Below are 14010 nucleotides of genomic sequence, written 5' to 3'. Positions count from 1 at the left end.
AAACCAGAGTCTATTAAACCCTGGCAAAATTTTTTATTCGCCCTTAAAAAATTCGTCTATATCTAATGCGTCTTCTGCGCTTATTAGGACTGTTACTTCGTCACCAAGTAGGATTAAGTCGTCGGCTGTTGGGACAAATTCGCTGCCATCTCTTTCGATGGACATTATTATTAGATGTTTTGGAAAGTTTATTTCTCTTAGGTCCTTGCCCATATACTTAAAGCCATCTGTGATTGTGTATTCAAAGACTGAGTAGTCGCCAAGTTCTCTTTCCTTAGGACTTAATAAGTTTTTATCCTTTAGTTGTCTTTCAAATAGTGTGTCGTAAATTGGTGCAACTCTTAGGGCTTCTGCCACGTAGTATGAAACCATGACTACAATGGATAGGGCTATCAAGTGCTCAAAGGTTGATGTCATTTCTGATACCAATATTATTGATAGGATTGGACTTCTCACAACTGATGCAAGGATTCCGCTCATGCCCAGGATTATAAAGTTGATGTAGAAGGCATCTACTCCAAAGCTCTTGTCTAGGAAGGCAAAGACTAGGGCTCCACATGATCCTCCTATTACAAGTACTGGCAAAAAGATCCCGCCTTGGACTCCTGATCCGTAGCAAAAGCTTGTGTAAAATAATTTTACTAAGAGGATTGCAAGTATATATTTTACTGCAAATCTATGTCTTGCCATATTTTCTAAGAGGCCGTGTCCTCCACCTGTTCCTTCAAAAAACATAAAGCCAACAAGAATTGTAACTCCCATTAGTAGGGCGTACTTTAAAATTTTTGAATTTATTTTTTTGAAGAGGTCTTGAAATTTTGTTATTAAGTAGTTGTAGACTCCTCCAACTAGTCCTGTCAAGATTCCTATTAGGATGGCAACCCAGATTAGCTTCATAGGTAGGGACTCTGTGACAAAGAAGGAGAAGGATGTTTCTTGTCCCATTATGATAAAGGAAATGTAGTTTGCAGTTATTGATGCAATTAGGGCTGGCAAGAGAACAAATTTTGAGTAGGACTTGTGGAGTTCTTCTATGGCAAAGATGCAACCAGCTAAAGGTGCGTTAAAGGCTGCTGCAAGTCCTGCTGCTGCCCCTGCTGTTATCATGTACTTTAGTTCATCTGGTGGCCTCTTTAAAATTTTGCCAAGTGACTTGGCTGCTGCTCCACCCATTTGGATTGAAGGACCCTCTCTTCCAAGAGAAAATCCCATTAGGTTTCCCAAGCCTCCTCCAAGAATTTTAGAAACTAGGGTTGGAACTTCTTCCATCCTAAACTTGCCCAGGATTTCGCCACGAATTTGTGGTATTCCACTGCCTCCTGATAGGGGTGCCCACTTTAGTAATTTATAAATTATAAAGGAAATGATTGCTCCCAAGACTATTAAAACTATTAGGGACATTAGGTTAAATTCCTTGTAGAGGAAGGACCTGTAGAGGTCCATCTTCATTATCACAAACCTGTAGAGGACAGAGAATAATCCTGCCAGAGCTCCCACCATCAGGGAGTCTATTAACATACTAAATATTAACTTGTCCTTGTTACTTATATCATTTTTCATCTTTTTCACCCCACATTAGCTTTTGCCAATCTTCTTTTTTTAATTTCAAAATTTCTATATAATTTTTCTCCCTTTCAATTTTCTCTGGGATTGTATAGAAATTTAAATTTAATTTTTTTATTTTTGCTCCATCTATATCTGCAATAAGTTTAAACTTCTTGGATCTTACAAAATTATAAAATCTGGCATTTACTAATACCTTCCCATCGTGGTAGATGAGTTTCTTGGAATCGGGATAGTAGGACATCCTAAAGGACCTCTCGTTTATCTTTCCCCTTAGAGTTCTTAAATTTCCATTTTCCTCTGGCTCGATGTAGATTCTTGTGTCTGGAAGTTTTAACTCCATGTAGTCTTTTATAGCTAGGGCATATTTGTTGTCGTCGGACTTTAGTTTCAAGAGGTTTAGGTCTTCATCTGTGTAGATATAGAAAATTATTTGGTCTCTCTTGTCTAAGTCACTTGAAATTTTTGCAAATTCCTTCCTCAATAGATCTGCAAAGTAGGAGTAAGGAAAGTAGTTTTCTTCATAATAAAAATCCTCTATCTTCGCAAAAAGGTCTTTTAAATCTTTAGACCTGACCTTCACCTCGTAGGACCTGCCCGAAAGTTTTTTTACCTTGGTCCTTCTTATTGTCTCTGCCCATTCCTTCTTCACGTACTTTTTAAGTTCTGTGTTTTTCTCAGAAAGTGAAACTGGTGGGAGAAATAATTTTTTGTTGGATATGTCGTAGCCAAGGTCGGACATGACCTTGGAGTCACGTGATAGGTTGACCATGGTGTTCCTGTCAATGTAAAGTGGCAAGTCTGATATGTCGTCTCTGTAGAGATAGACGTCGCTATTTACAATTTTTTCTCCATGGGTTTTTATCTCATGGTCCACTTCTCTTCTCTCGTGGTAGTATCTTTCCTTCTTGTTGGGACATTGATAGCTGATTATATTTAATTTATCATTTTTATTATCTTCAAGGCTCAGCCTAATTCCGTAGTCGCCACTGTCTTTGACCTTCCTAAAGATATCAGAGAAGCCAAAGTCTTGGATGTTTTTATCTACATAGGCAAAGATTCTGTCGTCAACGGTGTAGAGAATTTCTGCAACAACTTTTTTTGGATAACGATTAAAGTTGTAGAGGGCAAAAAAAATTCCCAAGCCAAGGAGACTTATTAAGATTAAAGTTTTTTTCTTCATAGTATCACTGCTTCTTATTTATTAATTATAGTTTACAATAAAGCTTGACTTCATTGCAATTAAAAAAGGCACCAATTAGGTGCCAATTTGTCGTGATTTATTAATTTTTATTTACATCTCAAAATCTTTTCGCCAGCTTCCAAATTTAAAGTAAATAGCCATGATGACCAAGTTAGCAAAATATGAAACTGGATAAATAATTGAGATTACTCTTATTGAATTGAATATTGGCATTGCGAAGTAAACTACCACAAGCCTTAAGATGCAAATTGTAAGAAGTGAAATAATCATTGGTCCCATTGCGTGTCCACTTCCTCTTATGAAGCCAGAGATTGTTTCTGAAAGTCCAAAGGACCATATGCCAAGACTTAAAATCTTTAGGAAGTCGGCACCATAAGCAACAACATCTGGGTCTGGGTTAAAGATTGCTATTAGTGGACTTGCTAGGAAATAGGCAATAAGTGATAGGACAAAGGAAATTCCAAATACAATTATTAGGGAGACCTTCATACCTTCACGAAGTCTGTCAAACTTCTTAGCTCCAAAGTTTTGTCCCGAGAAAGTTGTTGCCGCAAGGGCAATGGCTTGTAGGGCCATAAAGAGGAAACCGTCAATCCTTCCTTCAGCAGCAACACCGGCTATGGCATCGGGTCCAAAGGAGTTTATCTTTGCTTGGAAGATTACGTTGGTTAAAGAAAGAAGCGCTGTTTGAACTCCTGTTGGTATTCCAACTTCAAAAATCCTCTTAGCTTCATGCTTGTGAAGTTTGATTTCACTCTTCCTAAGTTTATAGGATGAGTCAGTCTTTAAGAGTGAATAAGTTACAAGTATTGCTGAGGTAACTTGGGAGGCAAGAGTTGCTAGCCCCGCACCTAGAACTGACATTTGTAAATATCCAACTAAGATTAAGTCCAAGACAATATTTACTAGAGCAGAAACACATAAGAAGTTAAAAGGTCTCTTGGAGTCACCAGTTGCCCTCAAGATGGAAGCGCCCATGTTGTAAATAAGTATGGGAACTGTGCCCAAGAAGAAAACTCTCATGTAAGTTGTAGCGTCTTGCAAAATTTCTGGGGGCGTGTCCATTATTCTCAAAAAGAAGGGCGTTGTAAAATATCCAAAGGCTGTTATCAAAAGTCCTGAGATAAGTCCAAGGAAGTAGGAACAACCTACAGACCTCTTTAGGGCTTCCCTGTCATTGGACCCGTAATAAAGTGAAATTATTACAGAGGCACCAGTTGTTAGTCCCAGGAAGAGTCCAATTAATAAGTTGGAAACTGGTCCTGTTGCACCAACTGCTGCCATGGGGTTCTTGCCAGCGAATCTTCCCACTATCATAAGGTCAGCTGTGTTGTAAAGCTGTTGCAAAAAGTTTGTGAGAAGTAGAGGGATGGCAAACATAATTATCCCTTGGACAATTGAACCCTCTGTTAAATTTATATTTCTATTTGGTCTTCTTTTTCTACTCATCCAGATACCTCACAATCCCTATATAAATTTTCTTAAGTTCTCCAACCTTGCTGTTTAGTAGCTGACCATCTTTTATGTCAGATATAGCATAGGTAATGTTAGCACCAAGGCAAGCTCCATACTCGTCACCTGTATCTGCGTCCATACCTGATGGGATGTCAACGGCAATAATATAGTTGCCGTGGGCATTAATAAGGTTTATTAGTTTCTTATAAAAATCATTGAGGGGCCTATTTAGTCCAATGCCAAAGATTGCGTCAAGAGTAACTTCATTGACTTCCATGGATTCAACTAGGTCATCAAAATCATTTTCATCTTCAATATAATTTATTTCAGTAAGTTTTTCTAAGATCTCAAGGTTCCTAGCAAATTCTTTTGTCATCTTGCCTCCAAGAACAAAGACTTCAACGAGCTTGCCATTTAAGATCAAGTGCCTTGCGATGACAAGTCCATCGCCACCATTGTTTCCCTTACCGCAAACTATTGTGTAGGAATTATACTGATTAATTTCGCGATAAACTCCCATTCCTGCGTTTTCCATTAAAATAAGAGAATCAATTTTGTATTCATCTATGGTTCTCTTTTCTAGTTCTATCATTTTATTTTTTGAAATTGTCACAGTAATCCCTCCTCTATCCTATTATATGCTATTTACTAAAAATTAAAACCTTATAGGCTTTATTTCTTCTAATTAAATCAATTTTTTAATTCATTAATATAGTTAGTGGCCCTTAAAATTTAAATTTTTGATGGCTTGATGACCAAGTTCTTAACTCTTAATTAACAATTTTTAAAAATAATTGTATTTAGCTATTGATATTCAGTATCATTTGGCTTATAATTAACTCAGGTTAAGAAATTAAAAAAAATTAAATAAATAAAATTTACGAATTTACATAGGAGGATATTATGACAAATTATCTTGATCTTGCACAAATGACAAGACCCGAGTTACTTGGTTGCGCTACAGAAATCTTTGAAAAAATTTCATGTTGTGGTAAAACTTCTTCTCTTGATGAGATTAAAAGACAAGTAGAAAACTTGAACACCTTTCTCTATACATACTTTTTGATTACATACAACAAGGACCTTACTTACCTGCATACAGAGTTTTCAAACAGACTTGAAGGTTCACTTACAGAGGCAGATGTTAAAATCATTGGACACGACTTAATTGAAGCTTATTCAAATTCTCTTCTTGATGCCCTAAGTTTTTCTAAGAACGAAATCATCGACAAGGCTTTAAAAATTATCAACGAAGAGTTTAGCAAAGGGCTTGGACTTGAAGACCTTGCAAACAAACTTCATCTTTCAAAAAATTATCTTTGTTCACTTTTTAAAGAAGAAACTGGTTTTACTTTCTGCCAGTACTTAAACACTTTAAAGACAAATAAGGCAAAGAAGCTTCTCTTAGAAGACAAGAAGACTCTTGAGTACATTTCTTATGAGTGTGGATTTTCTTCACAACCTCATTTCACAATGACTTTTAAAAAGTACACAGGCAAGACTCCTAAGGAGTACAAGATGAGCCTACTAGCTGGATAATAATTTATTGAAATCCTCCAATTTTTACTATATTATGTAGTAATTGGAGGATTTTATGCTTTTTAATTCTTTTGAATACCTAATATTTCTCCCTATAGTTGTGATTTTTTACAACTTGCTTAGGGGAAAATTTAAAAATATATTTTTGCTCTTAGCAAGCCTTACATTTTATAGCTTTTGGAATGTGAAGTACACCTTCCTCATGGTTCTTTCAATTCTCATCACCTACATGACGGGGATCTTCATTGAAAACAATCGTGACTCCAAGGCTAGGATGAAGCTTGCTGTCTTTTTGTGCTTTTTTATAAATTTAGGCATCCTATTTATCTTCAAATACTTTAACTTTTTTATGGACTTGGCAAGTAAAATCTCTGGTGGCAACTTTAACATAGCCCTTGACCTTCTCCTTCCCGTTGGAATTTCCTTTTATACCTTCCAGGCTCTTGGTTATACCATCGACGTCTATAGGAAGGACCTTGAAGCTGAAAGGTCACTTATTGATTACGCCCTTTTCGTTTGCTTCTTCCCCCAACTTGTGGCAGGTCCCATTGAGAGAAGTAGAAATCTTCTTCCACAAATAAAAAATCCCAAGAAGTTTTCTTATGAAAATCTCGTGAGGGGCTTGCAGTTATTTTTTTATGGGATGTTTTTGAAGTTAATCCTTGCCGACAGGGCTGCAATTTTTGTCAACGATGCCTTTGGTCATTACCAAACTTATTCTAACGAATTCTTGTTAATTGGTGGCTTCTTGTTTACCCTACAAATTTATTGCGACTTTTATTCCTATTCAATTATGGCAAAGGGGTCTGCAAAAATTCTCGGCATCGACCTAATGGATAACTTTAAGGAACCCCTCCTTTCAAAATCCATCACAGAATTTTGGCGACGCTGGCACATTTCTCTTTCCACTTGGTTTAAGGACTACCTCTATATCCCACTTGGTGGCAACAGACATGGCGAGTTGAGAAAGTGCATCAACCTTCTCATTGTCTTTTTAGTTTCTGGACTTTGGCATGGGGCAGAACTTTCCTTTGTCCTCTGGGGACTTATCCACGGAGTATTTAATGTAATCGAAAGCCTGCTAGGTATAAACAAAAGTAAGAAATCAAATTTTTTATTGGACTTCTTTAGGAGGGTCTTGACCCTAGTGATTGTTGTTTTTGCCTTTATCTACTTTAGGGCAGAGAACATCCACCAAGGCAATGCCTACATCTTGGGAATTCTTAAGAACCCATCAAGTAACAATCTCTTAGGAGAAATTGCAAATTCAAAATTCGGTATCGCAAACCTCTATCCTCTTGGCGTGGGAATTTTTATCTTACTTATCTTTGACATCATAAAGTACAATAAGATAGACCTTTCAGAAAAGATCTTCAAACTCTTCTTGCCAATAAGGTGGATAATTTATTTTGTATTCATCCTTGCCATAATAATTTTTGGAATTTATGGTCCAGAGTTTTCTGAGTCAGCCTTTATTTATTTTCAGTTTTAGGTGGTTTAATGAAAAAATTTTTAAGAATTTTAAAATCCATAATTTTTCTTGGCATCTTAATTTTTGCCTGCCTACAACTTAATAATTTATTTATAAGAAAGTCCCTTTCAAAACCTTGGGACATGGGAAATAAAATTGGCGGCTTCTTTAACGAAAGTGAAGACTACAAGGCCATGTTCTTTGGCACAAGTCATGCCTACTGTTCCTTTGAGCCACTTTATATTTACGAAAAGACTGGCATGAAGTCCTATGTCTTGAGTTCTCAAAAGCAGCCCCTAAAGATTACAGCAACTTATATAAAAGAGGCCCTTAAGAGAAAGAATCCCAAAGTCATCTTCGTCGACATCTACGGAGGGATTTTCAAAATTACAGAAGACCTGGGAGTTGTAAATTCTTATTCCGACTACCTTCCCATGTCTCTTAACAAGCTCAAGATGGTAGCCACAAAAGTCCCAAGAGGCTTCAAGGCTCCAGCCCTCTTCCCCCTCGTCGCCTACCATTCAAGGTGGGATGACCTAAAGGATGAGGACTACCACTTTGACAAGAAAACTTATGAGGACTACCTCAAGGGCTATGTCCTCTTAAAGGGTCAAAGCCAAGACTTTAAAAAAGATATAATCAAGGATAAAGAAAACTTTTTAAAGTCTGTAGCATCCTTTGACGAGGAAGCCTATCTAAAAGAAAACTTAAAGGCCATTGACGAAATAATAAAAACTTGTCAAAAAAATGGAGCCCAAGTCTACTTTGTGAAGACACCAATTTATTCTTACTCTTACTATGCAGACAACATAAAAGTTTTTAAGAAATACCTAGAAGATCGTGGGGCAAAGTTTATTGACTTTAACGAATTTTATCACGAGATGGGACTTCACAAGGATGACTTCTACGACCCCCATCACCTTAACGTCTCTGGCGCTGAAAAATTTAATGACTTCTTCATCGACTACATGAAGAGGGAAGGAGTCTTCCAAGAAAATCTTGCCAAGGACAAGTCATGGCTTGAAGACTTAAAAACTTACAATATAAATAAATCTTGATAGACTAAGTCAATTAGACTTGGTCTATTTTTTTATTTATTACACTTTAATGGGATAATATTCATAAGTTGAAGCTTCTTAAAATAAATACGAAAATAAAATTATAAGCTTTCCTCTATATTTTCTTGATTTTTATTAAATATGATAATAGAATATGTTTAAAGGAGGTTTTTATGACAATTAGAGATTTAGAAATATTTATCGAAGTATGTAAGACAAAAAATATGTCCAAGGCTGCCGAAAATTTAAAAATTTCTCAGCCAACTGTTTCTCATGCAATTTCACAAATTGAAAATGAATACAATGTCCAACTATTCGATAGGATTTCAAAAAAATTATACATAACAGACGTTGGCTTAAGATTATTTGATTATGCCAAAAATATTTTGGAACAATTTCAAAATACTGTTATTTACCTACAAGGTTCATCAGCTGGACACAGTATCAACCTTGGAGTTAGTTCATACTTTAGCTCACAATTTCTATTAGAAATTATAAATGAATATGAAAAATTACACGAAGATGTAAAGATTAGAGTTTATGTTGACTTACGTGAAGAATTACTTAAAAAATTAGATGCTGGTATAATTAACATAGCAATTATAGACGGAGAAGCAGACCTTGATAAAATTGTTTCTGTTCCTTTCTACAAGGATGAAATTTATGTTATTTCATCTAATCATTCTGATTTAAAAGACAAGCCTGTCCTAGATCATGACGACCTAAAGGGCAAGAAGTTTGTTTTAGGTTATCTTGGTGAGCAATCAATGAAAAATCTTCATTCTTACTTGAGAGATACTAACATCCCAATTGATATTAAGTATATCTGCAAGAACAAGGACATGGTCCTAAATATTGTTAAGTCTTCTGACGCAATATCTTTTGGTGCCAAGTCTTCCTTTAACGATGACGATATCATCATGCACAGGGTTAAGGATTTAGACATTTCTAGAGACTACAACTTGGTTTACCACAAAGAAACTTACCTAAAGAAAAACCTAAAGGACTTTGTTCAATTTATCAAGAATAAGTTCAAAGAAAAAAATTAAGATGGAATTACAATTCTTAAAATTTTTAGAATCAATCCACTCCCCCATCCTAGACAAGCTTATGGTTTTTATAACAAGTCTTGGCAATGGGGGAATCTTTTGGATTGGCCTTGGTCTTTTTTTCTTATTACAAAATAATAGGACCTCAAAAAAGAAGGCCCTTGGTCTATTCCTTAGTTTAATTATTTTTTCTATTGTGGGACTTTTGATTTTGAAACCCCTCATTGGAAGACCAAGACCCTTTATGGTTGAGTCTTTTAATCTTTTGATTGAGCCTCCTATGGGTTATTCCTTCCCATCAGGTCACACAGGATCATCCTTTGCCGCAGCCTTTGCTCTTTATTATTACAATAAAAAAGAAGGCATACTCGCCCTCATCTTAGCTGCCTTAATAGGATTTTCACGTATGTATTTATCAGTCCACTATCCCACAGATGTCTTAGCAGGCTTTGTTCTGGGAGGTCTATCAAGTCTAGTGGCTACAAAAATAATTAAAGACAAATTAAAAAAAACTACCTCATAAAAATTTTTTAAGAGGTAGTTTCTTTTTTTGCGATTTTAATATTCAATTCTTCGCCAAGACTTCCATAAATTTCTTGGTATTCTTCGTAGACATTTTTAAGTCTATTTAAGTTGAAGTCAATGGCTTCCTTGTCCTCAAGCATGTCCAACTGGTTGAGGGGAAATTTTTCAAACAAAATAGAAATTTCTATCTCAAGATCCTCCCTCATCTTCTCAAGATCTTCGTTTGTCATCTCAAGTTCCCTTGGCTTGTCCTTCTTTAAAAATTCTTCAAGCCCTTTCTTGTCAGCCTTTTTAAAGGCATCTCTCGCCTGGTCAAAGTCTTCAAGAGAAAAGTCATAGAGCTTGGGGCTGTAATAAAAGATTACCTGCCTAAAGAGGTCTTCAACTTCCCTCAGCTTGTCATCATCTATGAGTCTAGACCTGCCTACAAAGTTCTCCTCTTCTCTAAGCTCTTCAAGGTCTCTCTCAAATTCTTCATCTACTTTCTTCTTGGCAAGGTCTGGAGAAAGTTTATCCAAGAGTTTTATGTTTCTTCTAAGCTTTCTAATATTTAAATTTAGGGTATCTACATAATTTTCTAGGTCTCCAAAGATTTCCCTATACTTGTCTTCAGTCTTGGGAATCAAGTTTATAAGTGTGTCCTCCCTTACAAAGATAAGTTCCGACACCAAAAATTTCAAATAGCTTCTTTCCATTTAATCACCTGTCTGGTCTTAAACTTTATTACAAGTCTTCTAATATGTCAACGCTAAAGACATTGTAAGAAAAAACTGGCAACTTCATAAATCCCCTTAGGTCGTTGTAGTCAATGTAGGACTTGTCCTTGTTCCATCCATCGTAAACGTGCAAGAACTTTAACTTCATTCCCCTGAACTTGTAAATTGAGTAGCCTGAAACAACCAAGGAGTGGTTCTTGTAATAGCCTGACCCCAAGTTCATGAGAAGGGGTTTAAAGTTATCAATCTCTCCCTTTACGTGGGAGTAAAAGTTGCCGAGATAAATTCCCCTTGCCCTTATGCCAATTTTATTTTTCTTGAAGTAGGAGTTGGCAATGTGGGAGATTAAAAGAGGAAGGGTGCCAATGCTTTTGAAGTAACCATTTTTCTTGGCAATACCAAAGACTTCATCGTAAATTTCAAATTTGTCCTTGTCCTTGAAGTAATAATTTATAATCCTAGTGAGGCTTGCTATAGTGCAGTTGTTGTGGCTGTCCTGAAAATCTTTTTGCAAGAAGTCTGGCAGGTCCAAGTCGCTGGACTCAATAAATCTTGCCCCAGGATAAGTCTTTTCTACATAAGTATCTAAGTTTGCAATTCTATTTTTTTCCATTTTTTCCTCCCAACCTATTTATACCCTTGAAAGAAATTTTTATTTGCCTTGGCTTCTCCTTGGTCCAGGCATATTAGCCATGTGACTCCAATAACTTCTTTGCATATCTCCCATCCTGTCTATATCTCTTTTTCGTTTGTCAGGAGCAACTTCATCATAAAAGGAAAGCCAGAGGTCAAAGAAGGCATCAGTAGACTTCATGTCCTCTGACATTTCAAATTCAAAAAACTTGCCCTCTTCTCCATTATAGATCACTGCCTTATTCCTCCTAAAATCTGCAATGACAAAACTTTTGTTGGCAAGCTTACTCTTAAAGTGTCTATAAACAAAATATAGGATGTCATTTTGTGGCTGGAACTTGGCAAAGAGGAGACCCTTCTTTTCTTCAAAAGGGAGGCTCTTGTAGGAGTTAATTTCTCCTGAGACCCTATCTAATAAATTCTTAAAGTCTTTTACATCCTTATCATCACTTTCAAGATAATAAAAGCCATGAAGGTAGAGCTTCTTTAGGGTCCTGGCTATGGCAAGCTCCTTCTTCTCACTGGGCACAGCGAAGACCTTTAAGATTGAGTCGTAAAAGGAGTAGGAGAAGTTTTTTATTATAGACTTCCTAACCCTAAGGGCCTTGTCCTCTTCTGTTGGGCACTTGATCCTTTCTTTTTTGGAATTAACCTGGCTTACTCTTTTTGAAATTGAGTCCACTTCTTCTAAGACCTTGTAGGCATTAAAGATCACTGTGAAGAGTCCCTCAATTGTCCCGTCGTATAAGTAAATCATATCTATAACTTAGGTAAAACTAAGTCTCTCTCCTCTCTTTATAAATTAAAATAAGACTTATCTAAAATAAAAGCTTAAATCTTTCTGCAAGGTCATTTTAACATTGAAACTTCTGTTTGTAAACAGATTTTCTTTTACTGGATTTTTGAGGGTTTTTTATGTTCTTATAGGCCTTTATGACTTTATAAACTTCTGCAAGTTAATAAGTATTAACAACTTCATAAACTTCTATTAGTCTGCAAGTGCTCACAACTTTATAAACTTGTACAAACTCATAAGTGTACACAAGTTTATAATTTTTTACAAACCTATAAGAGTCCATGACTTCACAAGTTCTTATGACCTCATGCCTTCTCACAAGCTAATTAATTCCACAAAAAAATCTGCCCTAAGGCAGATTAATATTTCTTATTTACAATTAAATTATCACATTGAAAGCTTGCCAGCGTTGGATATATAAGATGAAATTCTTTCCATTGCTGCAAGAGTCTTTTCATAAAGAAGTCCTGATTCAGGATTACAAATTTTTTCCCTCATTCTAATCATGTGGTTGTTTCTAAAGGCTGATGCCTCTTTTTGAACAAGCTCGTTAGATTGACGCATGAAGAGAACTCTCTCGTCTTTTTCCATGTCTCCGTCATAGGAGTGGAACATCTTGTCAATAATTGCGTTTATTTCTCTCAATTCGTCAAAGGTTACATCTGTGAACAAAAGACCTTCGTCATTTTTTAACTTGGCAACTTCGGCAATGTTTTTGGAGTGGTCCCCAATTCTTTCCATGTCCCTAGATATTCTAAGGTAGTTTGCGAAGTTAGCAGAAGTCTGCTCGTTCATAGATAGACCCAAGGAATCAATTATAAAGGCAGAAATTTGTTTGTTGAGGTAGTTGATAACTTTCTCTCTCCTAAAAACTTCTTCGTATTTTTCTTCGTCAAATTCTTTTAAAAGTTCCACAGAGTGTTCGTAGTTCATAGCAACTACATCAAGTAGCCTTCTCACCTCTGCCTTGACGTCAGTAAAGGTTGCTGGCGCATCCTTTACAACATTTAAGTTGATGTACTTTAAAGACATCTCTTCTTGTTCCTTGTCAATACCAGGAATAATCTTGAAGGCTAGGTCTGCAAGTTTCTTGGAGAAAGGAATTAATAAAATTGTTGTTACAATGTTAAATAATGTGTGAAGGTTGGCTATTTCTGCTGCCGGCAAGTTCCTTGAGAAGCTTATAACTATCTTGTCTATTGGAATGACAAAGGATGCAAGCACGAAAATTATTGTACCAATAATGTTAAATAGAACGTGGACTAGGGCAGTCCTTCTTGCATTCTTAGAAGATCCAACTGAAGATAAAACTGAAGTCACACAAGTACCAATGTTAAATCCTAGGATTATATACATGGCAGAGTGAAGGGATATTACACCTTGGTTGGCAACGGCTTGCAAGATACCAAGGGATGCTGATGATGATTGGAGTAAGGCTGTTACACCTGTACCTGCCAAGACTCCCAAGATTGGATTGTCAAACTTCGTCATCAAGCTAGCGAATCCAGGATAGTCCCTTAGTGGTGCCATAGAGTCACTCATAAATTGCATACCCATGAATAAGAATCCAAGACCGATAATTGATTGGCCTATATATTTTTTCTTCTTACTCTTGGAGAAGGTGTTCAATAAGAAACCTACAAAGGCAATTATAGGTGCTAGGGTTGAAATATTTAGGGCTACTAATTGACCAGTGATTGTTGTACCAATATTGGCCCCCATAATAATTCCGACAGACTGATAGATAGTCATGAGACCTGCGTTTACAAAACCCACAACCATTACTGTAGTCGCAGAAGATGATTGGATTACTGCAGTGACAAGAGCACCAACAAGTATGGATTTAAAAAAGTTCGAAGTCATCTTTTCAATGACAACTCGGAGCTTATCACCTGCGACTAATTCGAGACCCGAGCTCATCATTTCCATTCCATAAAGGAAAAGAGCAAGTCCTCCTAATAGTTCAATAAAATAATTAATTGACATAAGTCCTCCCAAATC

At 36.3% G+C, this 14010-nt stretch carries 13 protein-coding genes; 5 read left to right on the top strand and 8 right to left on the bottom strand.

What is annotated here, in order from left to right:
- Nucleotides 1-33 precede the first annotated feature (33 nt).
- The 4 genes from M9426_RS05620 to M9426_RS05605 all read right to left on the bottom strand — a co-directional run bounded on the left by M9426_RS05620 (nt 34) and on the right by M9426_RS05605 (nt 4835).
- Entirely contained in the window at nt 34-1560 is a 1527-nt protein-coding gene (locus M9426_RS05620; protein ID WP_250341594.1) for a ClC family H(+)/Cl(-) exchange transporter, read from the bottom strand.
- Nucleotides 1550-2746, bottom strand: a complete 1197-nt coding sequence (locus M9426_RS05615) for a hypothetical protein (protein ID WP_250341593.1) — start codon at nt 2744-2746, stop codon at nt 1550-1552. The genes M9426_RS05620 and M9426_RS05615 overlap by 11 nt, the downstream gene beginning before the upstream one ends.
- 111 nt (nt 2747-2857) lie before the next feature.
- Nucleotides 2858-4216: an MATE family efflux transporter gene (locus M9426_RS05610; protein WP_250341592.1), complete on the bottom strand. Its 1359-nt coding sequence runs from the start codon at nt 4214-4216 to the stop codon at nt 2858-2860.
- Nucleotides 4209-4835, bottom strand: a complete 627-nt coding sequence (locus tag M9426_RS05605; RefSeq protein ID WP_250341591.1) for an NAD(P)H-hydrate epimerase — start codon at nt 4833-4835, stop codon at nt 4209-4211. The genes M9426_RS05610 and M9426_RS05605 overlap by 8 nt, the downstream gene beginning before the upstream one ends.
- A gap of 290 nt (nt 4836-5125) precedes the next feature.
- On the opposite strand from M9426_RS05605, the gene M9426_RS05600 reads away from it, so the two are divergent.
- The 5 genes from M9426_RS05600 to M9426_RS05580 all read left to right on the top strand — a co-directional run bounded on the left by M9426_RS05600 (nt 5126) and on the right by M9426_RS05580 (nt 9862).
- A complete protein-coding gene (locus tag M9426_RS05600; protein ID WP_005955550.1) occupies nt 5126-5761 on the top strand; it encodes a helix-turn-helix domain-containing protein in 636 nt (211 codons plus the stop codon).
- A 55-nt stretch (nt 5762-5816) separates the two neighbouring features.
- Nucleotides 5817-7253, top strand: coding sequence for an MBOAT family O-acyltransferase (locus M9426_RS05595; protein WP_250341590.1), 1437 nt, complete (start codon nt 5817-5819; stop codon nt 7251-7253).
- Nucleotides 7254-7261: 8 nt separating this feature from the next.
- Nucleotides 7262-8290 (top strand): LB_356 family protein, encoded by a 1029-nt coding sequence (locus tag M9426_RS05590; protein ID WP_250341589.1) that lies wholly within the window; start codon nt 7262-7264, stop codon nt 8288-8290.
- A 173-nt stretch (nt 8291-8463) separates the two neighbouring features.
- Nucleotides 8464-9339 (top strand): LysR family transcriptional regulator, encoded by an 876-nt coding sequence (locus M9426_RS05585; protein ID WP_005955449.1) that lies wholly within the window; start codon nt 8464-8466, stop codon nt 9337-9339.
- Between the two features lies 1 nt (nt 9340).
- Complete coding sequence (locus M9426_RS05580; RefSeq protein ID WP_250341588.1) at nt 9341-9862, top strand: phosphatase PAP2 family protein; 522 nt, start codon at nt 9341-9343, stop codon at nt 9860-9862.
- A gap of 7 nt (nt 9863-9869) precedes the next feature.
- Here the strand turns inward: M9426_RS05580 and M9426_RS05575 are convergent, their stop codons facing one another.
- The 4 genes from M9426_RS05575 to M9426_RS05560 all read right to left on the bottom strand — a co-directional run bounded on the left by M9426_RS05575 (nt 9870) and on the right by M9426_RS05560 (nt 13995).
- Nucleotides 9870-10559 carry a hypothetical protein gene (locus M9426_RS05575; RefSeq protein WP_250341587.1) on the bottom strand — a complete coding sequence of 230 codons (690 nt, stop codon included), beginning with the start codon at nt 10557-10559 and terminating at the stop codon, nt 9870-9872.
- 28 nt (nt 10560-10587) lie between these two features.
- Nucleotides 10588-11193, bottom strand: coding sequence for a C39 family peptidase (locus tag M9426_RS05570; protein ID WP_250341586.1), 606 nt, complete (start codon nt 11191-11193; stop codon nt 10588-10590).
- A gap of 39 nt (nt 11194-11232) precedes the next feature.
- Nucleotides 11233-11970 (bottom strand): TIGR03915 family putative DNA repair protein, encoded by a 738-nt coding sequence (locus tag M9426_RS05565; protein ID WP_250341585.1) that lies wholly within the window; start codon nt 11968-11970, stop codon nt 11233-11235.
- Between the two features lie 426 nt (nt 11971-12396).
- Nucleotides 12397-13995, bottom strand: coding sequence for a Na/Pi cotransporter family protein (locus tag M9426_RS05560; protein WP_250341584.1), 1599 nt, complete (start codon nt 13993-13995; stop codon nt 12397-12399).
- Between the last annotated feature and the right edge of the window lie 15 nt (nt 13996-14010).

Origin of the sequence: Peptoniphilus genitalis, from assembly GCF_023614525.1 — a bacterium.
GTDB lineage: Bacteria > Bacillota > Clostridia > Tissierellales > Peptoniphilaceae > Peptoniphilus_A > Peptoniphilus_A genitalis.
Note: the sequence above shows the minus strand (reverse complement) of the source record. Positions and strands in the feature narration are given on the sequence as shown.

Bases quoted from the DNA above. Each gene is read 5' to 3' on its own strand.
- M9426_RS05620 (WP_250341594.1), bottom strand. From the start codon at position 1,560: ATGAAAAATGATATAAGTAACAAGGACAAGTTAATATTTAGTATGTTA.
- M9426_RS05615 (WP_250341593.1), bottom strand. From the start codon at position 2,746: ATGAAGAAAAAAACTTTAATCTTAATAAGTCTCCTTGGCTTGGGAATT.
- M9426_RS05610 (WP_250341592.1), bottom strand. From the start codon at position 4,216: ATGAGTAGAAAAAGAAGACCAAATAGAAATATAAATTTAACAGAGGGT.
- M9426_RS05600 (WP_005955550.1), top strand. From the start codon at position 5,126: ATGACAAATTATCTTGATCTTGCACAAATGACAAGACCCGAGTTACTT.
- M9426_RS05595 (WP_250341590.1), top strand. From the start codon at position 5,817: ATGCTTTTTAATTCTTTTGAATACCTAATATTTCTCCCTATAGTTGTG.
- M9426_RS05590 (WP_250341589.1), top strand. From the start codon at position 7,262: ATGAAAAAATTTTTAAGAATTTTAAAATCCATAATTTTTCTTGGCATC.
- M9426_RS05585 (WP_005955449.1), top strand. From the start codon at position 8,464: ATGACAATTAGAGATTTAGAAATATTTATCGAAGTATGTAAGACAAAA.
- M9426_RS05580 (WP_250341588.1), top strand. From the start codon at position 9,341: ATGGAATTACAATTCTTAAAATTTTTAGAATCAATCCACTCCCCCATC.
- M9426_RS05575 (WP_250341587.1), bottom strand. From the start codon at position 10,559: ATGGAAAGAAGCTATTTGAAATTTTTGGTGTCGGAACTTATCTTTGTA.
- M9426_RS05570 (WP_250341586.1), bottom strand. From the start codon at position 11,193: ATGGAAAAAAATAGAATTGCAAACTTAGATACTTATGTAGAAAAGACT.
- M9426_RS05565 (WP_250341585.1), bottom strand. From the start codon at position 11,970: ATGATTTACTTATACGACGGGACAATTGAGGGACTCTTCACAGTGATC.
- M9426_RS05560 (WP_250341584.1), bottom strand. From the start codon at position 13,995: ATGTCAATTAATTATTTTATTGAACTATTAGGAGGACTTGCTCTTTTC.